At 34.3% G+C, this 15,920-nt stretch carries 11 protein-coding genes and 1 pseudogene; 7 read left to right on the forward strand and 5 right to left on the reverse strand.

The window, feature by feature from the left end; genetic code table 11:
- Positions 1-225 precede the first annotated feature (225 nt).
- On the forward strand, positions 226-1,554 hold the full coding sequence (locus tag FC748_RS10485) for a c-type cytochrome (protein WP_108029666.1): 1,329 nt from the start codon (positions 226-228) through the stop codon (positions 1,552-1,554).
- The gene (locus FC748_RS10490) at positions 1,551-2,591 is read left to right on the forward strand and encodes a cytochrome ubiquinol oxidase subunit I (RefSeq protein ID WP_024362420.1); all 1,041 of its coding nucleotides are present in this window, start codon (positions 1,551-1,553) and stop codon (positions 2,589-2,591) included. The genes FC748_RS10485 and FC748_RS10490 overlap by 4 nt, the downstream gene beginning before the upstream one ends.
- Before the next feature lie 95 nt (positions 2,592-2,686).
- Here FC748_RS10490 and FC748_RS10495 read toward each other — a convergent pair whose 3' ends face one another.
- Together FC748_RS10495 and FC748_RS10500 are read right to left on the reverse strand one after the other, a co-directional pair.
- On the reverse strand, positions 2,687-3,226 hold the full coding sequence (locus FC748_RS10495) for an IbrB-like domain-containing protein (RefSeq protein ID WP_024362421.1): 540 nt from the start codon (positions 3,224-3,226) through the stop codon (positions 2,687-2,689).
- Positions 3,216-4,547 (reverse strand): phosphoadenosine phosphosulfate reductase, encoded by a 1,332-nt coding sequence (locus FC748_RS10500; protein WP_025218983.1) that lies wholly within the window; start codon positions 4,545-4,547, stop codon positions 3,216-3,218. The genes FC748_RS10495 and FC748_RS10500 overlap by 11 nt, the downstream gene beginning before the upstream one ends.
- A 470-nt stretch (positions 4,548-5,017) precedes the next feature.
- Between FC748_RS10500 and FC748_RS10505 the strand changes: the two genes are divergently transcribed.
- The gene (locus FC748_RS10505) at positions 5,018-5,659 is read left to right on the forward strand and encodes a TetR/AcrR family transcriptional regulator (protein ID WP_025218982.1); all 642 of its coding nucleotides are present in this window, start codon (positions 5,018-5,020) and stop codon (positions 5,657-5,659) included.
- Positions 5,649-6,323 carry an MBL fold metallo-hydrolase gene (locus FC748_RS10510; RefSeq protein ID WP_108029665.1) on the forward strand — a complete coding sequence of 225 codons (675 nt, stop codon included), beginning with the start codon at positions 5,649-5,651 and terminating at the stop codon, positions 6,321-6,323. Before FC748_RS10505 ends, FC748_RS10510 begins: the two co-directional genes overlap by 11 nt.
- A gap of 469 nt (positions 6,324-6,792) precedes the next feature.
- Here the strand turns inward: FC748_RS10510 and FC748_RS10515 are convergent, their stop codons facing one another.
- Together FC748_RS10515 and FC748_RS10520 are read right to left on the reverse strand one after the other, a co-directional pair.
- The gene (locus tag FC748_RS10515) at positions 6,793-7,467 is read right to left on the reverse strand and encodes a hypothetical protein (RefSeq protein ID WP_108029664.1); all 675 of its coding nucleotides are present in this window, start codon (positions 7,465-7,467) and stop codon (positions 6,793-6,795) included.
- Positions 7,468-7,968: 501 nt separating this feature from the next.
- Positions 7,969-9,030 (reverse strand): PepSY domain-containing protein, encoded by a 1,062-nt coding sequence (locus FC748_RS10520; RefSeq protein ID WP_167492665.1) that lies wholly within the window; start codon positions 9,028-9,030, stop codon positions 7,969-7,971.
- A 901-nt stretch (positions 9,031-9,931) separates the two neighbouring features.
- Between FC748_RS10520 and FC748_RS10525 the strand changes: the two genes are divergently transcribed.
- The 3 genes from FC748_RS10525 (at position 9,932) to FC748_RS10535 (ending at position 14,183) form a co-directional block, all read left to right on the forward strand.
- Positions 9,932-11,542: a glycosyl hydrolase family 18 protein gene (locus tag FC748_RS10525; RefSeq protein WP_108029662.1), complete on the forward strand. Its 1,611-nt coding sequence runs from the start codon at positions 9,932-9,934 to the stop codon at positions 11,540-11,542.
- Between the two features lie 695 nt (positions 11,543-12,237).
- Complete coding sequence (locus FC748_RS10530) at positions 12,238-13,518, forward strand: hypothetical protein (protein ID WP_238600118.1); 1,281 nt, start codon at positions 12,238-12,240, stop codon at positions 13,516-13,518.
- 245 nt (positions 13,519-13,763) lie between these two features.
- Complete coding sequence (locus FC748_RS10535) at positions 13,764-14,183, forward strand: hypothetical protein (RefSeq protein ID WP_108029661.1); 420 nt, start codon at positions 13,764-13,766, stop codon at positions 14,181-14,183.
- Between the two features lie 174 nt (positions 14,184-14,357).
- On the opposite strand, the pseudogene FC748_RS10540 reads toward FC748_RS10535, so the two are convergent.
- Positions 14,358-15,711: pseudogene (locus FC748_RS10540) on the reverse strand (IS3 family transposase).
- Positions 15,712-15,920 lie beyond the last annotated feature (209 nt).

Genomic DNA, 15,920 nt, shown 5'->3' on the forward strand with positions numbered 1-15,920 from the left:
CAAAAAAGTAAATTTCATTTACAGTCGATATTTTACTCTCAACAATTAGCTTCTATTGCGTGAAATCAAGAGAAATCGGACAAACCATTTCTACGTTATACATACTATTTTGACAAACTAATGAAGTTTAGTTGCTTTGGATTTCACATATTACTCATCTGCGTTTCAAATCTATTTAGTATGATATGCGTTGAATGTCATTAAAAACAGAAAGGAAGAGGAACTATGAATTTTCCATCGGTCGATTATACTTGGTTTGGGAACGGCAGTGTCATTGCTCTTATTGCCATTATTCATGTAATTATTAGCCATGGCGTGGCAATTGGAACCTCTGTTTTAGTTGTATCTACTGAGTATAGAGCCATGAAAAGAAAGAACGAAGCATTAGATCAAGTAGCAAAAACAATGTTGAAATGGGTATTAATCATTACTACAACTATGGGAGCTATGACTGGAGTAGGGATTTGGTTTTCAACAACCGTCATACAACCGGACTCAATTTCTTCTTTACTACGCATTTTCTTTTGGGCATGGGTTGTGGAATGGGGAGCATTTATTTCTGAAGTGATTATTCTTATTGTCTATTACTATACATGGGATAAATGGAAAGAGGGAGAACGTAAACGAAAGCATATTATGTTGGGTGTCGCACTTAGTATTGCTTCATGGGTAACGATGGTAATCATTACAGGTGTCTTAGCCGCAAAATTAACGCCGGGACGTTGGATTGACACATTTTCATTTTGGAATGCATTTCTCAACCCAACTTACTTCCCTTCACTCGGATTCCGTATGTTTTTAGCAATTATGCTAGCTATCTCGTTAGTATCATTTTTCATCCGTTGGCGCATTAAAGATAAAGCGTTACGAACAGAAGTCTTTCGAGTGTTTGCATTCTGGGGTGCTATCGCCTTACCACTAACTTTTATAACAGGATTATGGTATTTATGGGCCATCCCAACTGAAGCCTATAACATGATTGTTTGGTCGACAGGCATGTCTGAGGTCATTTTCAAAAGCCTCAATATTTTAGGTTTTAGTATCCTTCTTATTTTCTTAGTATGGCTCGTTAAAAGTCCAAAAAACGTTCCGTGGATGCTATCAATTGCAGTCATGTTTTCTTCAATCGGTTTTATTGGGGAATTTGAAGTTGTAAGAGAAAGCGTTAGAAAGCCATACATTATTTATAATTATATGTACGCAAACGGAATGTTAGCAAAAGATGAAGAAGAACTGAAAAAAGAAGGATATCTAGCTAATGCAACATGGGCAAAAGAAAAAGAAGTTACTGACAACAATATGGTTGAAGCTGGTCGAGACGTTTTCGTTGGTCAATGTATTACTTGTCATACGATTGATGGATGGCGAGATACACGAGCTTTAGCTACTAGAATGAAAGGTTGGGATAAGGAAGCCATTATGTCCTTTATTCCTAATATGCATTATGCACAAGTAGCGATGCCACCATTTATGGGGACAGAAGAAGAGATTGAAGCATTAGCCACTTATATTGTAACAGAATTGGAAAATGATAAAGAGGTGACCCAAAAATGAACCATCTAGTTTTTGCATTAATTTCTTCTGATAACCCTTTACCGATTCCTGCACCCATTGGTTTACTAGAAATTTTGATTGTCTTAACATTTATTCTTCATATTATTTTTGTGAATTTTACTATTTCATTGACTGCAGGTGCTGTTGGGCTAGAAATTACGGGGATAATGAAAAAAAATAGTTTATTTGATAAAATGGCACAAATTTGTTCCTTCCATGCTTCAATACATAAGAGTATTGCAGTTGTTTTAGGTGTTGGTCCATTATTAATTGTAAGTGTCTTATATACACAATATTTTTATTCTTCCACAATTTTAATAGGGAAGGCTTGGATGAGTTTATTAATCCTACTCATTGCTGCATTCCTTTTGTTATACATTTATAAGTTCACTTGGGTTAAATTCCAAACAAACAAATTATTGCATTTGAGTATTGGCCTATTAGCCATGTTAATTTTGTTTTTTGTCCCTCTTATTTTTATTGTCAATGTCACTTCCATGTTATATCCGGATCGTTGGGGAGAAGCAAATGGTTTTTTTGAAAGCTTATTTTACTATCCTCAAATTTGGCAACGTTACCTACATTTTATGTTAGCGAGTTTAGCAACAGGTGGCTTTTATATGTTTGTCTATTTTGCTTATTTGAAACGAAAGCAGAAGAAACTAGAGCAACATGAACAAGCATTAAAACTTTTTGGTGCCAAAGTAGGCTTTTGGGTTACAATTACACAGTTAGTAACTGGTTTTTTATTATTATTTTCTTTCAATACGAATATTCGTATGCTTTATTTAGGCGAAGATTTATTGTTAACTTCTTTACTTATTATTTCTATTGTCTTAACAGTCATCCTTTGTATGCTACTCTATGCAGCAGGCTATAAGGATTCTGCTAATTCTTTTCTCGCCTCTATTCTGGTCTTCATATTAGTTATAGGTATTATGGGCTGGATGCGTCATGAATTGAGAGAAGCCTATTTATCACCTTATCTCGATGAACATCCACGAACAGAGGAGCGATTAGAGTCTACGTTGAAATAGAAATATAGACCGCAAGGAACACCGTAGACAAAGTCGATTTATTCGACTTTGTCTATTCAATATATAGTGATTACGTTTTAAACACTCGTAACTTACTATTCTTCTTGCAGCAGAAACTCTTCCTCATCTGGTTCCCACGCTTGACCAAATGAATGATCTTTAAATAGTGCTGCAAGTCCTGTAATCTGCTTCAGTCGTAATATTTCATCGCGATCCATCCCCAAATGCTTTGCAATCCATGCATCAGAGCGCCCCAGTTCGTGTAGTTCTTTCACGATGTTACTCATCAAATCTACATTATGGCTTCCTCTAGCACGGTTATGTCGTATGGTACTTGCTATTCGCTGATCAATCGGCTTATCTATGATAGATACAGGTAGCATACCTCCTTCACGCTCATAGATATCTGAAAACTCCTTCATAATTCGATAACGATGAAACCCATCCACAATAATATAGTTATCCTCTTCCTTGTTATGATAACAAACGATGGGCATTGTATAGCCGTCATTTTTAATACTATCGTACAACAGTTTCATCTCGGGTGGCGCAACGGCATTCGGATTATAATCATTCGGTAAGATTTTTTCGAAAGGGATTGGGTAAATTTGATAAACTGGACTCTTACTCTTCACTGTCCATATCCTCCAAACTTCTATATTTTTTTTTGATATAGTCAAGTTGGGATTGTTGTTGACGTGTTAAACCATATCCCATAAATCGGCAAATATGATCATTCTTCAAAATACAGAAACACATCCGTTTCCAACTTGGAATATCCTTAGTTGACTTGATATCATCCGTATCATCTGGTATTTTTTGCAAAAAAATGATGCGCGAATTCTTAAACGTCGTATAGTTAGACACGCCATTCCTTTTAATTTTATAACCGTTTTCTTCCAATTCTCGAATTGTTTCTTCTTCGAGTCCACCACCAACTGTATGCCAAAATTCAATGGATTTATTAAATTTCTTAATATAATTATTCCGTAGTTGTAAAGGCAAAGTCTGCAATAAAAATTGCGTATAGGACTTCCATGTATGCCCTTCTGGAAGTGTGACTGTCCGATATCCCATGGCTTTTGTCTTTGCATATATCTGCGTAAAATTAGCACCTTGTACTCTTCCTACTAACTTCACCCAAATTTGTGGATCAAGAATTCGGTAGAGGTTCAAGGAATCTTTAGCATAATCTTGAAACGGGGAGGCAACACGCATTTGAGAAGCTGTTAATCCAGCCTTATAATACAAGTCATAAAGTGGATTATAATCATAGTTGAAAGCATAATAGGCATGCCAAACATCTTCAACAGACCAGTCGTAAAGCGGTGAAGCTGTCCAAACATCCTTAAACTGTTGTGTAATCCAGCACTGTTCTTTATAACCATACTTCTTATTTACAAATCCACTATACCGTTGCAGAGACTCGTCTGCGCGAATTCCTAGTAAGCAGACCGTTTTCTTCCCTCCATGTGACTGTCGATACCATCGGCCAAATTGCTTTGCCAAATCTTCCTGATGCATCTTATAACGGTAAGTATGTATTGGATTATTCTCAAGATTAATGACATAGTCGTATTTCGGCATTGCTCTGACCCAACTATCTTTCTTACTATCATCCCATGGATACCAGTACATTTCGTAACTACTTAAAGCCGTTCGAGTAGCCATCGGCAAGCATACCCAATAACGCTCCACTCTATCTGTCAAGCGTTCAAATGTTTTTTCTACATATTCTGTCGTTACACTATATTGCGCTTCAAAATCCTGATGAAATACGCCAATTATCTGATGTGGATAATAAGTATCTCTAAAATCCATCAAAAGATTCAACAATAGACCGCTGTCCTTCCCACCAGAAAACGAAAGATAGATGACATCAAATTCACTAAAGATAAAATGCAACCGCTCCTGTAATGCTTGGTATACATTTTTTTGAAGATAATTTCTCCGCACACATACCTCTCCTTGTCATTTTCAACAATGTCCTTAAAATCAACAAAAAAACAGCTATGCAACTGTGTTAGATCAGTCGATACCTGTCTTTTTCTTTCAAAAACTAATCCTTCACATAGCTTTAATAGCAACTGTTTAATCCGTCAATAGATTACCAATATTGCTAGACCAGCCCTATTTTTAGCAACAACAGCTCGTTAAACACATTGTAACGATAAATTATGTACAAAGTTAGTATAAAAAATTTTCTATAGAGTGAAAAGCATCTTTTTTTCGAAAATTTCGTGAACTAATTGTACTTTGGTTTAGGTCTTATCTCTTACATTAAAACATTGTATGTTTTGTTAGAAGAATGTAATTAAAGATAATCAGGCACGATAACTATTCCGTTTCTTAAAATAATTGACATCAAAGTAACCAATGGTTATTATATAACCATTGGTTACTTTATAAGGGAAGCAGGTAATTTAGTGAAGAATAAACAGGCGGAACGGTCAGAAGAAACAAAAAGGCAAATAGTAACATCCGCGGGAAGATTATTTTCCGAAAAAGGATACGATTCTGTGACAATACGTGCAATTGCAAAGGATGCTGGTTGTTCTCATACAACCATTTATCTTTACTTTAAAGACAAGGAGGAATTATTACATCACCTTTCTATGCCTCCTTTGCAGGAACTACATCAACAATTTTTGTATCTTTCGAACTTAAGTACATTATCTTCAGAAGACAAATTGAAACAAATCAGTCTTGAATATATTCAATTTTGTCTACAGAATCGAAATTTGTATGATATTTTCTTCAATACAAAGTCAACAAGGGTAGATGAAGACAATCCAAAACTTGAGATTAATAGACTGCGGATTGAGCTCTTTGACATAATGAAGAAATTAATTCAGGAATGTCTTGCTATATCAAACGAAAATCAATTATTAGCTTTTTCTCGAATTTATTTCTTCAACCTAAATGGGATTTTAAGCACTTACTCGTATCAACATGAACCTCTTAATGTTCTAATAGAAAGATTAAATCCAACATTTAATCTTTCTATAGAAATTCTTCTTTTAGGCATTAAAGAAAAATTAAAAAGGGGAAATGAAAATGAAAGCTGAACAAATCTCCGACCATATCTGGAGTCTAAAAACGTGGATGATTGTTCCGATACATGTGTGGGTAGTTATTGAGGAGGATGGGGTCACTTTAGTAGATGCGGGAATGCCGATGATGGCAAAGGGCATTATAAAATTTATTCAACAGCTAAATGCAGGCCCTTTGAAAAGGATTCTCTTAACGCATGGACACTCCGATCATGTTGGAGCAATAAAGGGAATACTGGCTCAAAGTAAAGTACCCGTATTCGCACACGCTATAGAAATACCATATATGGAAGGTAAGGTTCTATATCCAAAAAGGAAGAAACTTGAAAATAATGTCCCTAAACAATTAGCTCACCCTCTTCTAGAGCGTACGCATGGAACGTTACAAACAATTGCTGGACTTACACCTTATTTAACACCTGGTCATTCTCCAGGACACGTAGTTTATTACCATGAAAAAGACCAAGTCCTGCTAGCTGGTGATCTTTTCAACTCTAAAAAAGGGAAATTTCGTCCACCAATGTTTACCCCTTATATGGAGGAAGCATTACAAAGTAGTTTAATTGTAAAAGAATTAAAACCTGAGCGAGTAGAAGTGTGTCATGGCAGCACCGTATTTCGTCCAGCAGAGCAACTAGATGAATATGTTCGACAAACGAGAAGAAAATTAGAGAGCTAGTTTTAGTGTGAGAAGGATAATGCCTTGACTATAGGACGGGTATTTCCTTCTCTTTTGAATGAATAGGCTAGACTCCTATACTTCTCATTTGCAATTGAATTTGCCCATGTATCAGCCTCATATAGAGAATCAATAAACAACCCTTCGACATTCCATCCACACTTACACAGGCGTTCAGACTTCAAATGGGATGAACTTTACACAAAAAATTGTACCGGATATAAAAGAAAACGGTAGCCAATGATGTTCCTCCCTGGCAACCGTTTAAACTTTAATACACTATTTTCTATTTAAATATACAACAACGAATAAAACAATTAGTGCTAAGAAGTTTGTAACCGGCACCCATTCATTCTGATTCTTCCAAATTACTAAATATCCAAAATATATATTTAATGCAAATATAGGAATGAAAATTAATATAAAAAGATAATGTTTTTTCATTATACACCCTGCCTCATTTTCCTTATTATTGAGACGTAATATTATAAATTGTTGCCCAAGTCATATCTACGATAACACCGCTACCTTTATTATTAGCATTTAAACGCTCCGAAAGTAGCCAGAAGTAACCAGATGTCAGTCCAGAAATAGCACCAACAGCAAGCAAAGGAGGGAACCAAACCCCAAGAGCAGTGAGACTCGTTGTCGTTATCGCGCCACCTGCTGCAATTGTACCTGCATCAGAACTCACTTTAGCCGTATCACAACTATTTAACTTTGTTTTATAACCCCACCAGAAATATTCAGGCGAGGTAGTTACACCTCTACACCTTGTAAATCGTATAAATGTATTGTTTTGATTTTCATTATTATTTGATAGTCTCTGGATAGTTAAATCTGATGCTACACTAATCGCATTTAATTTAACCTGCTGATTTAAAAAAATAAAATACTCTTGTTGGCCTTTAATTAATATAGAATCAATTCCAGCTTCACTTGCACCGTTTTCATTAAGGACGAAAAAACCATCTTCGACATGGACAAAAGGCTTTAATGATAGAATATCTTCAAAAGTATAATCTTTAAAGTCCTCTATGCTATCCTTTTCTATTACAGAAAGTCCATAACTTTGAGCCGTTGCTGGATTTACAGTAGGAAGCAAAAAAATTGTTAGTAATGCTAAAATAAATATTTTACGCAATTTCAATTCCTCCATTCATGTAAATAACTATTTTGTAATTATTATAAAATGGAGTACAACATGGGAAAAGTTAAATTAATTGAAAATTCAGCGAAATAAATTTATTCCATAATTAAAAAATATTTACATTAAAAGCATTGTGTATTTTGTAAGAACCTTAACTCGAGTGTTGCTAACTTTAACTAACTTGTTACCTTATTATTTTACAACATATAACCAGTCCATAGTTATCTAGATAATAAAACTTGATTCTCTCGTGCTTTTTTAAACGAACTTTTAAATCAAAAATTTTACTATTTATCTACCCTCTTTTCTCTTCATTTTATAAAGAATAATTTTTTACTAGAATTTTCTTCTTAGATATTTTTATTATTCGGATAACGGTAATAACTGCTTAGAATACTAAATATAAAGTTATAAGAATGACTAGGAAATGATTATGAAAGAGTGACCCCAAACAGTTACATTTGAGGTCACTCTTTTTAGCAGTTATGTCGAAATTTAATCATCATAGTCACTTTGAAGCTTTAGAATAGTACCTGTTATTGCATCTATCTCGATATCGTATTCTATACGACCATTTTGTATTTCGATCTCATAAATAGCAATTCCATCATCATAGTCCAACTCTATCTTTGTAACATTACCTGAAACCTTTTCCTTTGCTATTGCAATTGCCTTGTCCTGAGATATGAATTGAGCTGATGAAGGTTTTGAAGGTATAGTATAGTTTAGATCTGACATTGTATCACTCGATGTATTGAGTGTATAAACATTTAAAGCAACAGATGAAATATTAGTAATATTAGCGTAATTTAATCTATAAAAAAACGTTACCAATTGCTTTCTAGTCAGCACATTTTCTGAACCAAAATATTTTTGAATATTGATATTTTGATATTCATTATTTTGCCCTGTCGTTATTTTATTTTGTAATAAGTATTGGATAGATTCATTCAAATTATTACTTCCATTGGCTAAATAAGCAATTGCTTGTGCAACAATACCTCTATTCACAGCCATATCTTTCAACTTAGTATCGTTATATCCGTTTAATGGAACCCCATACTTAGCTAAAATATTATAATTTAATTCCGTTTCTGAAACGTTGCCATTGCTCTTATTATCTAGCTTAAAATAATTCACCAGTATTTTTGCGAACTGTCTTTCTGTCACAATATTATTCGGTCTAAAAGTCCCGTCTTTATAACCATTTATTAAACCCATTTTTCTAGCCCAATGAATAGGCAAATTATTAGGATCGTTGACATCTACATCTATAAAGTAATTATTAACCTCACGTTCTGTAACCCGTATCTGACCAGTATTAGCATCAACATCCATTTCAACTTTTTCTGTATTCGTTAGAACAGTGATTTCGAAATGGGATTCATCATTATCAAAACTCGCTTCAATTACCTGCCCCCCAAATTTCTTAATAGCAATTTCTTTTGCTGTTTCTAGTGTAATGTTTGTCGTAGAAGCAGAAGCCTTCTCTTTTACAATGCCAATTAGACAAAACAAAGTAAAAAATACAACAAGTACTGTTTGAATATTTTTCAAAATAAAGTCCTCCAAATTTAATTTTTCATTGTAACTATGAATTAAAATTTCCAACTTACTGTTGTCATTTCTGGAACTTGATATTAGGTACAAACCATAAAAATTGCGTCAGTTGGCTTAATCATTATGGTAATCTAGAAATATTTTAATATCCCTATCTATTTCAATTTATCTATTAGTCTTGATTTTGCATCAATCTCCATCTCATATTGCAATTAAGTTTTGATTGATATAAAGTAACAACCCCTTTAAGAGATACCCCCTGCACCTATCCACCGGGTCCAAAACTTGGATAATAAGAATAAATAAACCTATTATACTAAGTATAATTCAGAACAGAAGTGAATTGAAGAATTAAATCATTACAATTTTTTAACAGGTATTCCTGAAAATTTTACACACAACTACAAAATAACTTGACTAATTACGCCCTTGATTTGTCATGTCGACTAACTCTGATTATCGTTCATATTTACTTCCAATAGACCAAACTGATTGGTTAATTTCTTCAAAAAAACTTTTTGTGACACCTAATAAAGTCCTCTGATCCTAAAAGCATAAAATACTGTAAAAAGAACCTATTCTATAGTAACAATTATTTACTTCCAGCACTTGCTTGCACTGTATTTTTCAATTACTACCCGCCAACCGTAGTTACCTTTATTGATTTAATTTACATTTTTGTTCAGAATGTTTATTAATAACTCTACGCAAAAGTAAATTTACTTTCAAATGGTAAAACATTCTCAAAAATAGCCTGCCCAAAAGCAATGATTATATTTAACCCTTCATATCATAAATTTACAAAACAACTCAATGAAACCATATTTTAATAATTGATAACGTTTACTAACGTAATAGATAATAAAGTGGATAAAATCTATTACAAAGGAAGAAAGTAATGAAGAATCCATTAATAAAATATTTGATAATACCAGCTATGCTCACTACTTTATTAGCTACTCCGTTTAGCGCTAATGCCTCAGAGAATGATATACATATGTCCTATTTATATAGCGGAAATACAAGCTCTTTCATAAAAAATATAGATATGACCCAAGGTGCGTTAAATACGGCAACACCTAACTTTTTTAATTTAAATGCAGATGGTAGTTTGCGTGCTACGATTGATAAAAGTTTAGTCGATGCAATGCATAATAGAGGATTAAAAGTTGTGCCATTCATTTCTAATCATTGGGACCGTAAATTGGCACAAATCGCAATGACAAATCGAGAAATATTGTCTACTCAAATCGTCAATTCTGTTGTGAAAAATAATTTAGATGGCGTCGATATTGATATAGAAAATTTAAACTATACAAATAAAGAAGAGTTTACAGATTTCATTCGATTATTACGTGAAAAAATGCCTAATAATAAAACAATATCCATAGCAGTCGCTGCAAATCCATATGGGTGGACAACTGGGTGGCATGGTTCTTATGATTACACGAAACTAAGTGAGTATAGCGATTATTTAATGCTGATGGCGTATGATGAAAGCTATAATGGTGGTTCAGTTGGTCCTGTCGCAAGTTTATCATTTGTTGAAAATTCGATTAAATATTTATTAGATAAAGGGATTCATCCAAAAAAAATAGTATTAGGGCTTCCTTTTTATGGACGAATTTGGAAAGATGATGTGGAAATTGGAGGCGACGGCATTGCTAATAATGCCGTAAACTCTATTGTGAATAGCCATAATGGAAAATTTTATTTTGATAATACTTCAAAATCAGCATTTGCCAAATTTACAGTAAAAAGCAGTGACTCTCCAACTTATATCGGTGGCAAAAAGCTAGTACCAGGAAATTACACGATATGGTACGAAAATGATTTATCTTTAAAATATAAGTTAAGACTTGTAGAGAAATATCAGTTAAGAGGAACAGGTAGCTGGGAGTTAACTCAAGCGGATAATGGTATTTGGAAATTTTATTCTTCTTGGGTAAACGGGGAACATAACTTTATAGATACGGAAAATGATTGGGCAGAACAGGATATTATGGCCCTTTACCGAAAAGGCTGGATTAGCGGCAAAAACGAATACACTTATGATCCAAATGGTAATTTAACAAGAGCTCAGGCTACTGCTATCCTTATTAATGCCATCGGTTTAGACACAACAAACGAAACTGTACCTAATTATTTCAAGGATGTGCCAGCAAATCATTGGGCAAAACGTGCTATTGAAATTGCCTATAAGTATCATATTGTGAATGGAACAAATGAAAACATTTTCGATCCAAATGCCAATATCACAAGAGCACAATTAGCAGGGATATTATCGAGAGTATTAAATTATCCATTACCTACGGATGATTCCAATTTTTATGATGTTCCAAAAGATTTTTGGGCATATGCGGATATTTTAAAATTAAGTAGTAAAGGGATTATTAAGGGAAGAGAAGATGGAGGATTTTATCCATTTAATCATGTCACGAGAGGTCAAATGGCAGCGATGGTAAACCGCGCAAGTGCAGACTTAGAAAAGTATGCAGTAAAAAAATAAATTCTTTCACAATAGTTAATAATAACTCAACTAGTTTAAATAAAATAGCTAATCAACAAAAATGAGGAGTTATAAAACGAATTGTACATCGATGGTTTCTTACATCATAACTTGTTTATAATGTCGCACATATAATAAAAATGTACATTACTAAATTCAATTTTAATAGTGTACATTTTTTATTTTGCTTAATATTTCTACTAAGTTTTACCAAAAGGTGTAACATTTACAATTATGAAAATTACCAATATATTGTTTATTTATAGAATAATTGTTATTCACTTATCACAACACCCACAGCAGATTGGAACATGAATTACAAAAAGGAGTGCCCCCAAAGCTTATCTACTCTCCAGAACCTCATTTACTTATGATACGGTTCACCGTAGTATCACACATTACCCTCTCACAAATGCCACTGGGTTCAACTAATTTAGTTCATTTTTATGTAACAATGATTAATGAAAACATTTGTTTTAAAGCAAGACATTCTATTACAATCCAATGACTAATGGCATTATTATAAATTTGATGGAAATAATTTTTAAAATTTTCTATTTTAACCACAATTATTATGAAATGAACCTGCTGTGTATTTTTATCACATCGACTCCCTCCTTTTATTCCCGAAACTAATCACCATCTAAAATTCCTCTCATATTCTATAATTAGACCTATTTTGAGGGGGAAACTATATGGGGATTGAACTTACTTCTCTCCATTGGATTTATGTTATTTTTATTGTTTTAATTATTGGCTTTATGGTAAAACGTCGGGATACTACCCTCATTTGTATTCTTGGCATTTTCCTACTTGCGATTATCGCTACGGGTGATCTCACCTCGTCTATAAGTGGGGTTTTTAACAGCTTTATTTACGCGATTACGGAGCTGTTATCGACCATTTTGATTATCTCCATTATTGTTGCAATGAGTCGTGTGTTAATAACTTCTGGTATTAATGAGGTCATGGTTGCACCATTTACAAAAATTATTAAAACACCGACACTCGCCTATTGGACGATTGGTATTTTAATGATGATTATTTCTTGGTTTTTCTGGCCCTCTCCTGCTGTAGCATTATTAGGAGCAGTGCTACTACCTGTAGCGATTCGAGCGGGTTTACCAGCGTTGGGCGTTGCCATGGCAATGAACTTATTTGGTCACGGAATTGCTTTATCTAGTGATATTGTGATTCAAGGCGCTCCAAAGTTGACTGCAGATGCAGCAGGTATTCCAGTAGGGGATGTTGTTTCAGCCAGTATTCCGCTTGTTATGACGATGGGTCTTGTGACGACGATAGCTGCTTTTATCTTATTAAAACGTGATATGAAGCGAGGCACTCTTCAGTTAACAACTTCATCTGTAACGAATGATGGTATAGAACAAGTGACAGATGAACATTTGCTTACCCGTGGACAAAAACGATTTTTTGCGATGCTTATTCCATTCACCTTTTTGCTCGATGTTATTGCGATGTCGGTATTAAAACTGCAAGGCGGTGACGCTACTGCTCTAATTGGTGGGACAGCTGTCTTTATATTGTTTGTGCTCTGTCTTGTTGCACATAAAAAACAAGGATTTGAGAAATCAACAGATTATTTAATTCAAGGATTCCAATTTGGATTTAAAGTATTTGGACCCGTTATCCCCATTGCAGCTTTCTTCTATCTTGGTGACTCCGGATTCACCAAAATTATCGGTGACTACCTCCCTTCCACTTCTCATGGCATTGTCAATGATCTTGGTGTCGGCTTAGCCGCCGTTGTACCATTAACGAAAGAAATTGCGGTCGTGACCCTTGCGATCGTAGGTGCCATTACAGGTTTAGACGGCTCGGGATTCTCTGGCATTTCGCTAGCTGGGTCAATAGGTAGCTTATTTGGCAATGCGATTGGAGGAGGTACAGCAACCCTAACCGCACTCGGACAAATCACTGGAATTTGGGTTGGTGGCGGTACACTTATCCCTACATAAGACAAATATTAGACCGCCTTTTACGGAGTGTCTTGGTTTTATATATTCATTTTCTGTTTTTTATTTTTGGAAATAAAATTCATACAAGTCCAATCACATATAAAAAAATGATTATTTACAAAAAAATAAATATTTAGAAAATTATGTTGAATAACCATATTTATAGTGGTATATTTTACTTAACTCGAGTGTAGCTATCTTTTCTACAGCGCTTTTAAAGGATTAAATTATAGGAGGAATTAAATTTGCAAACTAAAAAAATAATTAGTGGTGTCCTACTAGGATTATCGCTAACTCTATCGGGGGCACTAATTTCTTCAGCAGAAGAAATAGATTCTTCAGCAGAAGAAATAGAAGAAATAGAAGAAATAGATTCTTCAGCAGAAGAAATAGATAATAATATTGAAAATATAAAAATCGGAATTGATAGCGAGTTTTCGCAAAACAATGAAGTAATAACTCCTTATGCTGTTCATGAAAGATGGGTTTCAGGAATCGAAAAAGTTTACTATAAGGCCTCAGAGGTTGAGCAACAAGTATACTATTGGAGCGGCGATTGGGGTGGTATACTTAATTTAGTATCTACTAAACCTGGATATAATCCACTGACAGGAAAATCCACTGTAATTGGTATTTATGAGGGTTGGATACATCCAAGAAAATAAGTTTAAAGAATCTATTTAAATGTTTGAACTACATTCAATTGAAGATGTAGATATAGAGTTGAAGGCGGCTACCAAAGCCGTGTACTTAAGCTAAATTAAATTATATTTTATAAAACCCCTCCTAAGTTAGTATAAAATGAAGTGACCCCTAAAAGTTAGACACGGTTATTTCATTTATGCAGCTTGGGTAAACTGAGTTCGGTATTGTACCGGACTCAGTTTTAATTTTGCCTTAATTCGTTTCGTGTTGTAATACGTTATATAGTTTTCAAGTTCCAATTTAAAATGCTCAACACTTTCGAACTCCTTTAAATAAAGGAATTCCGATTTCAAAATCCCAAAGAAATTCCCCATCACCGAGTTGTCATAACAGTTGCCTTTACGTGACATACTTTGCACAATGCCTTTTGATGCAAGTGCGTGACGGTATTGCTTCATTTGATAATGCCAGCCTTGATCGGAATCCATCAGTAATTGGCGTTCCTCTGGTAACTTCTCTAATGCTTTCTCCAATATTCCTGAGACAAGTGAATACGTTGGTCGATGACCAATTGTGTAAGTAATAATTTCTCCGTTAAATAAGTCTAAAACAGGGGATAAATAGAGTTTTTCACCAAACAATTTAAACTCTGAAATATCTGTTACCCACTTTTCATTAGGGGCTTCAGCTGTAAATTTGCGGTCTAAAATATTCGGTGCGATTTTACTGACTGTCCCTTTATATGATTTATACATTTTCATTCTGACTACGCACTTTAAACGAAGTGTTTTCATGATACGTTGTACCTTCCTATGATTCACTCTTCGTCCACGATTTGCGAGTTCATCACGAATGCAACGGTATCCGTAACGGCCTTCATATTCGTTATAGATGAGATTGAATTTCAGCCTTTAAGTCGGTATCTGGAACGGGACGATTCAGTTTCTTCACTATGTCATAATATGTACTACGTGGAATCTGTGCGAATGCGACAAGTGCCTTCACCGAGTATTTATGCCTTAATTCATAGATGACCTTTACTTTGTCTTCTTTGGTGATGTTTCTTTGGATTGAACTAAGGCGTTCAACTTTTTTAAATACTCATTTTCCATTTCAAGCTGCTTGATACGAGCTTGAAGTGCTTCTGGTGAGCCTTGTACTGGTGTTTGTTTTGGTTGTTTATTGGTTTCTTTTTTCATGGATGGACGCCCCTTTTCCTTTGATTGAAGGGCCGAATCCTTTTGTTTCAAACTGTTTTCGCCAATGAATAATGGACGATGGAGCTGCTATACCAAAGATAGCCGCTGTTTCTATTAAGGACGTACCGTGTTCAATCATGAAGTTTAGTACGTCTAGTTTAAACTGTGCTGTATAGTTTGTATACGATTTTATAAACGCTTTTACACCGTTATACTCATATTGTTTAGCCCAATTAAGAATTGCCTTATGATCTGTCCCGATCGATTTAGCAATTTCATGTGAACTTTCTTTGCCTTCTAAGTATCGTAAAGCTGCTTGTAATTTTTCCTCTGCAGTATATTTAGCCATTAAAAAACTGCACCTCCCATTGTTAGATGTGTCTAACAATGGGGGTGCAGTTCATAGAAGGGGTTTTTTTGTATAATTCATACAATTTGTATTTAAAAATATTTTCGACTTTTTTACCCACGAATTCTTGAACATGGATTATAAAAAAACGGAAAGAAATTCAAAAAATGAAAAGAAATAAAAAACGGCTTGAAATTATCAAGCCGAAA

Origin of the sequence: Lysinibacillus sphaericus (assembly GCF_005217585.1) — a bacterium.
Classification (GTDB): Bacteria; Bacillota; Bacilli; order Bacillales_A; family Planococcaceae; genus Lysinibacillus; species Lysinibacillus sphaericus.

Bases quoted from the DNA above. Each gene is read 5' to 3' on its own strand.
- FC748_RS10485 (WP_108029666.1), top strand. From the start codon at position 226: ATGAATTTTCCATCGGTCGATTATACTTGGTTTGGGAACGGCAGTGTC.
- FC748_RS10490 (WP_024362420.1), top strand. From the start codon at position 1,551: ATGAACCATCTAGTTTTTGCATTAATTTCTTCTGATAACCCTTTACCG.
- FC748_RS10510 (WP_108029665.1), top strand. From the start codon at position 5,649: ATGAAAGCTGAACAAATCTCCGACCATATCTGGAGTCTAAAAACGTGG.
- FC748_RS10525 (WP_108029662.1), top strand. From the start codon at position 9,932: ATGAAGAATCCATTAATAAAATATTTGATAATACCAGCTATGCTCACT.
- FC748_RS10530 (WP_238600118.1), top strand. From the start codon at position 12,238: ATGGGGATTGAACTTACTTCTCTCCATTGGATTTATGTTATTTTTATT.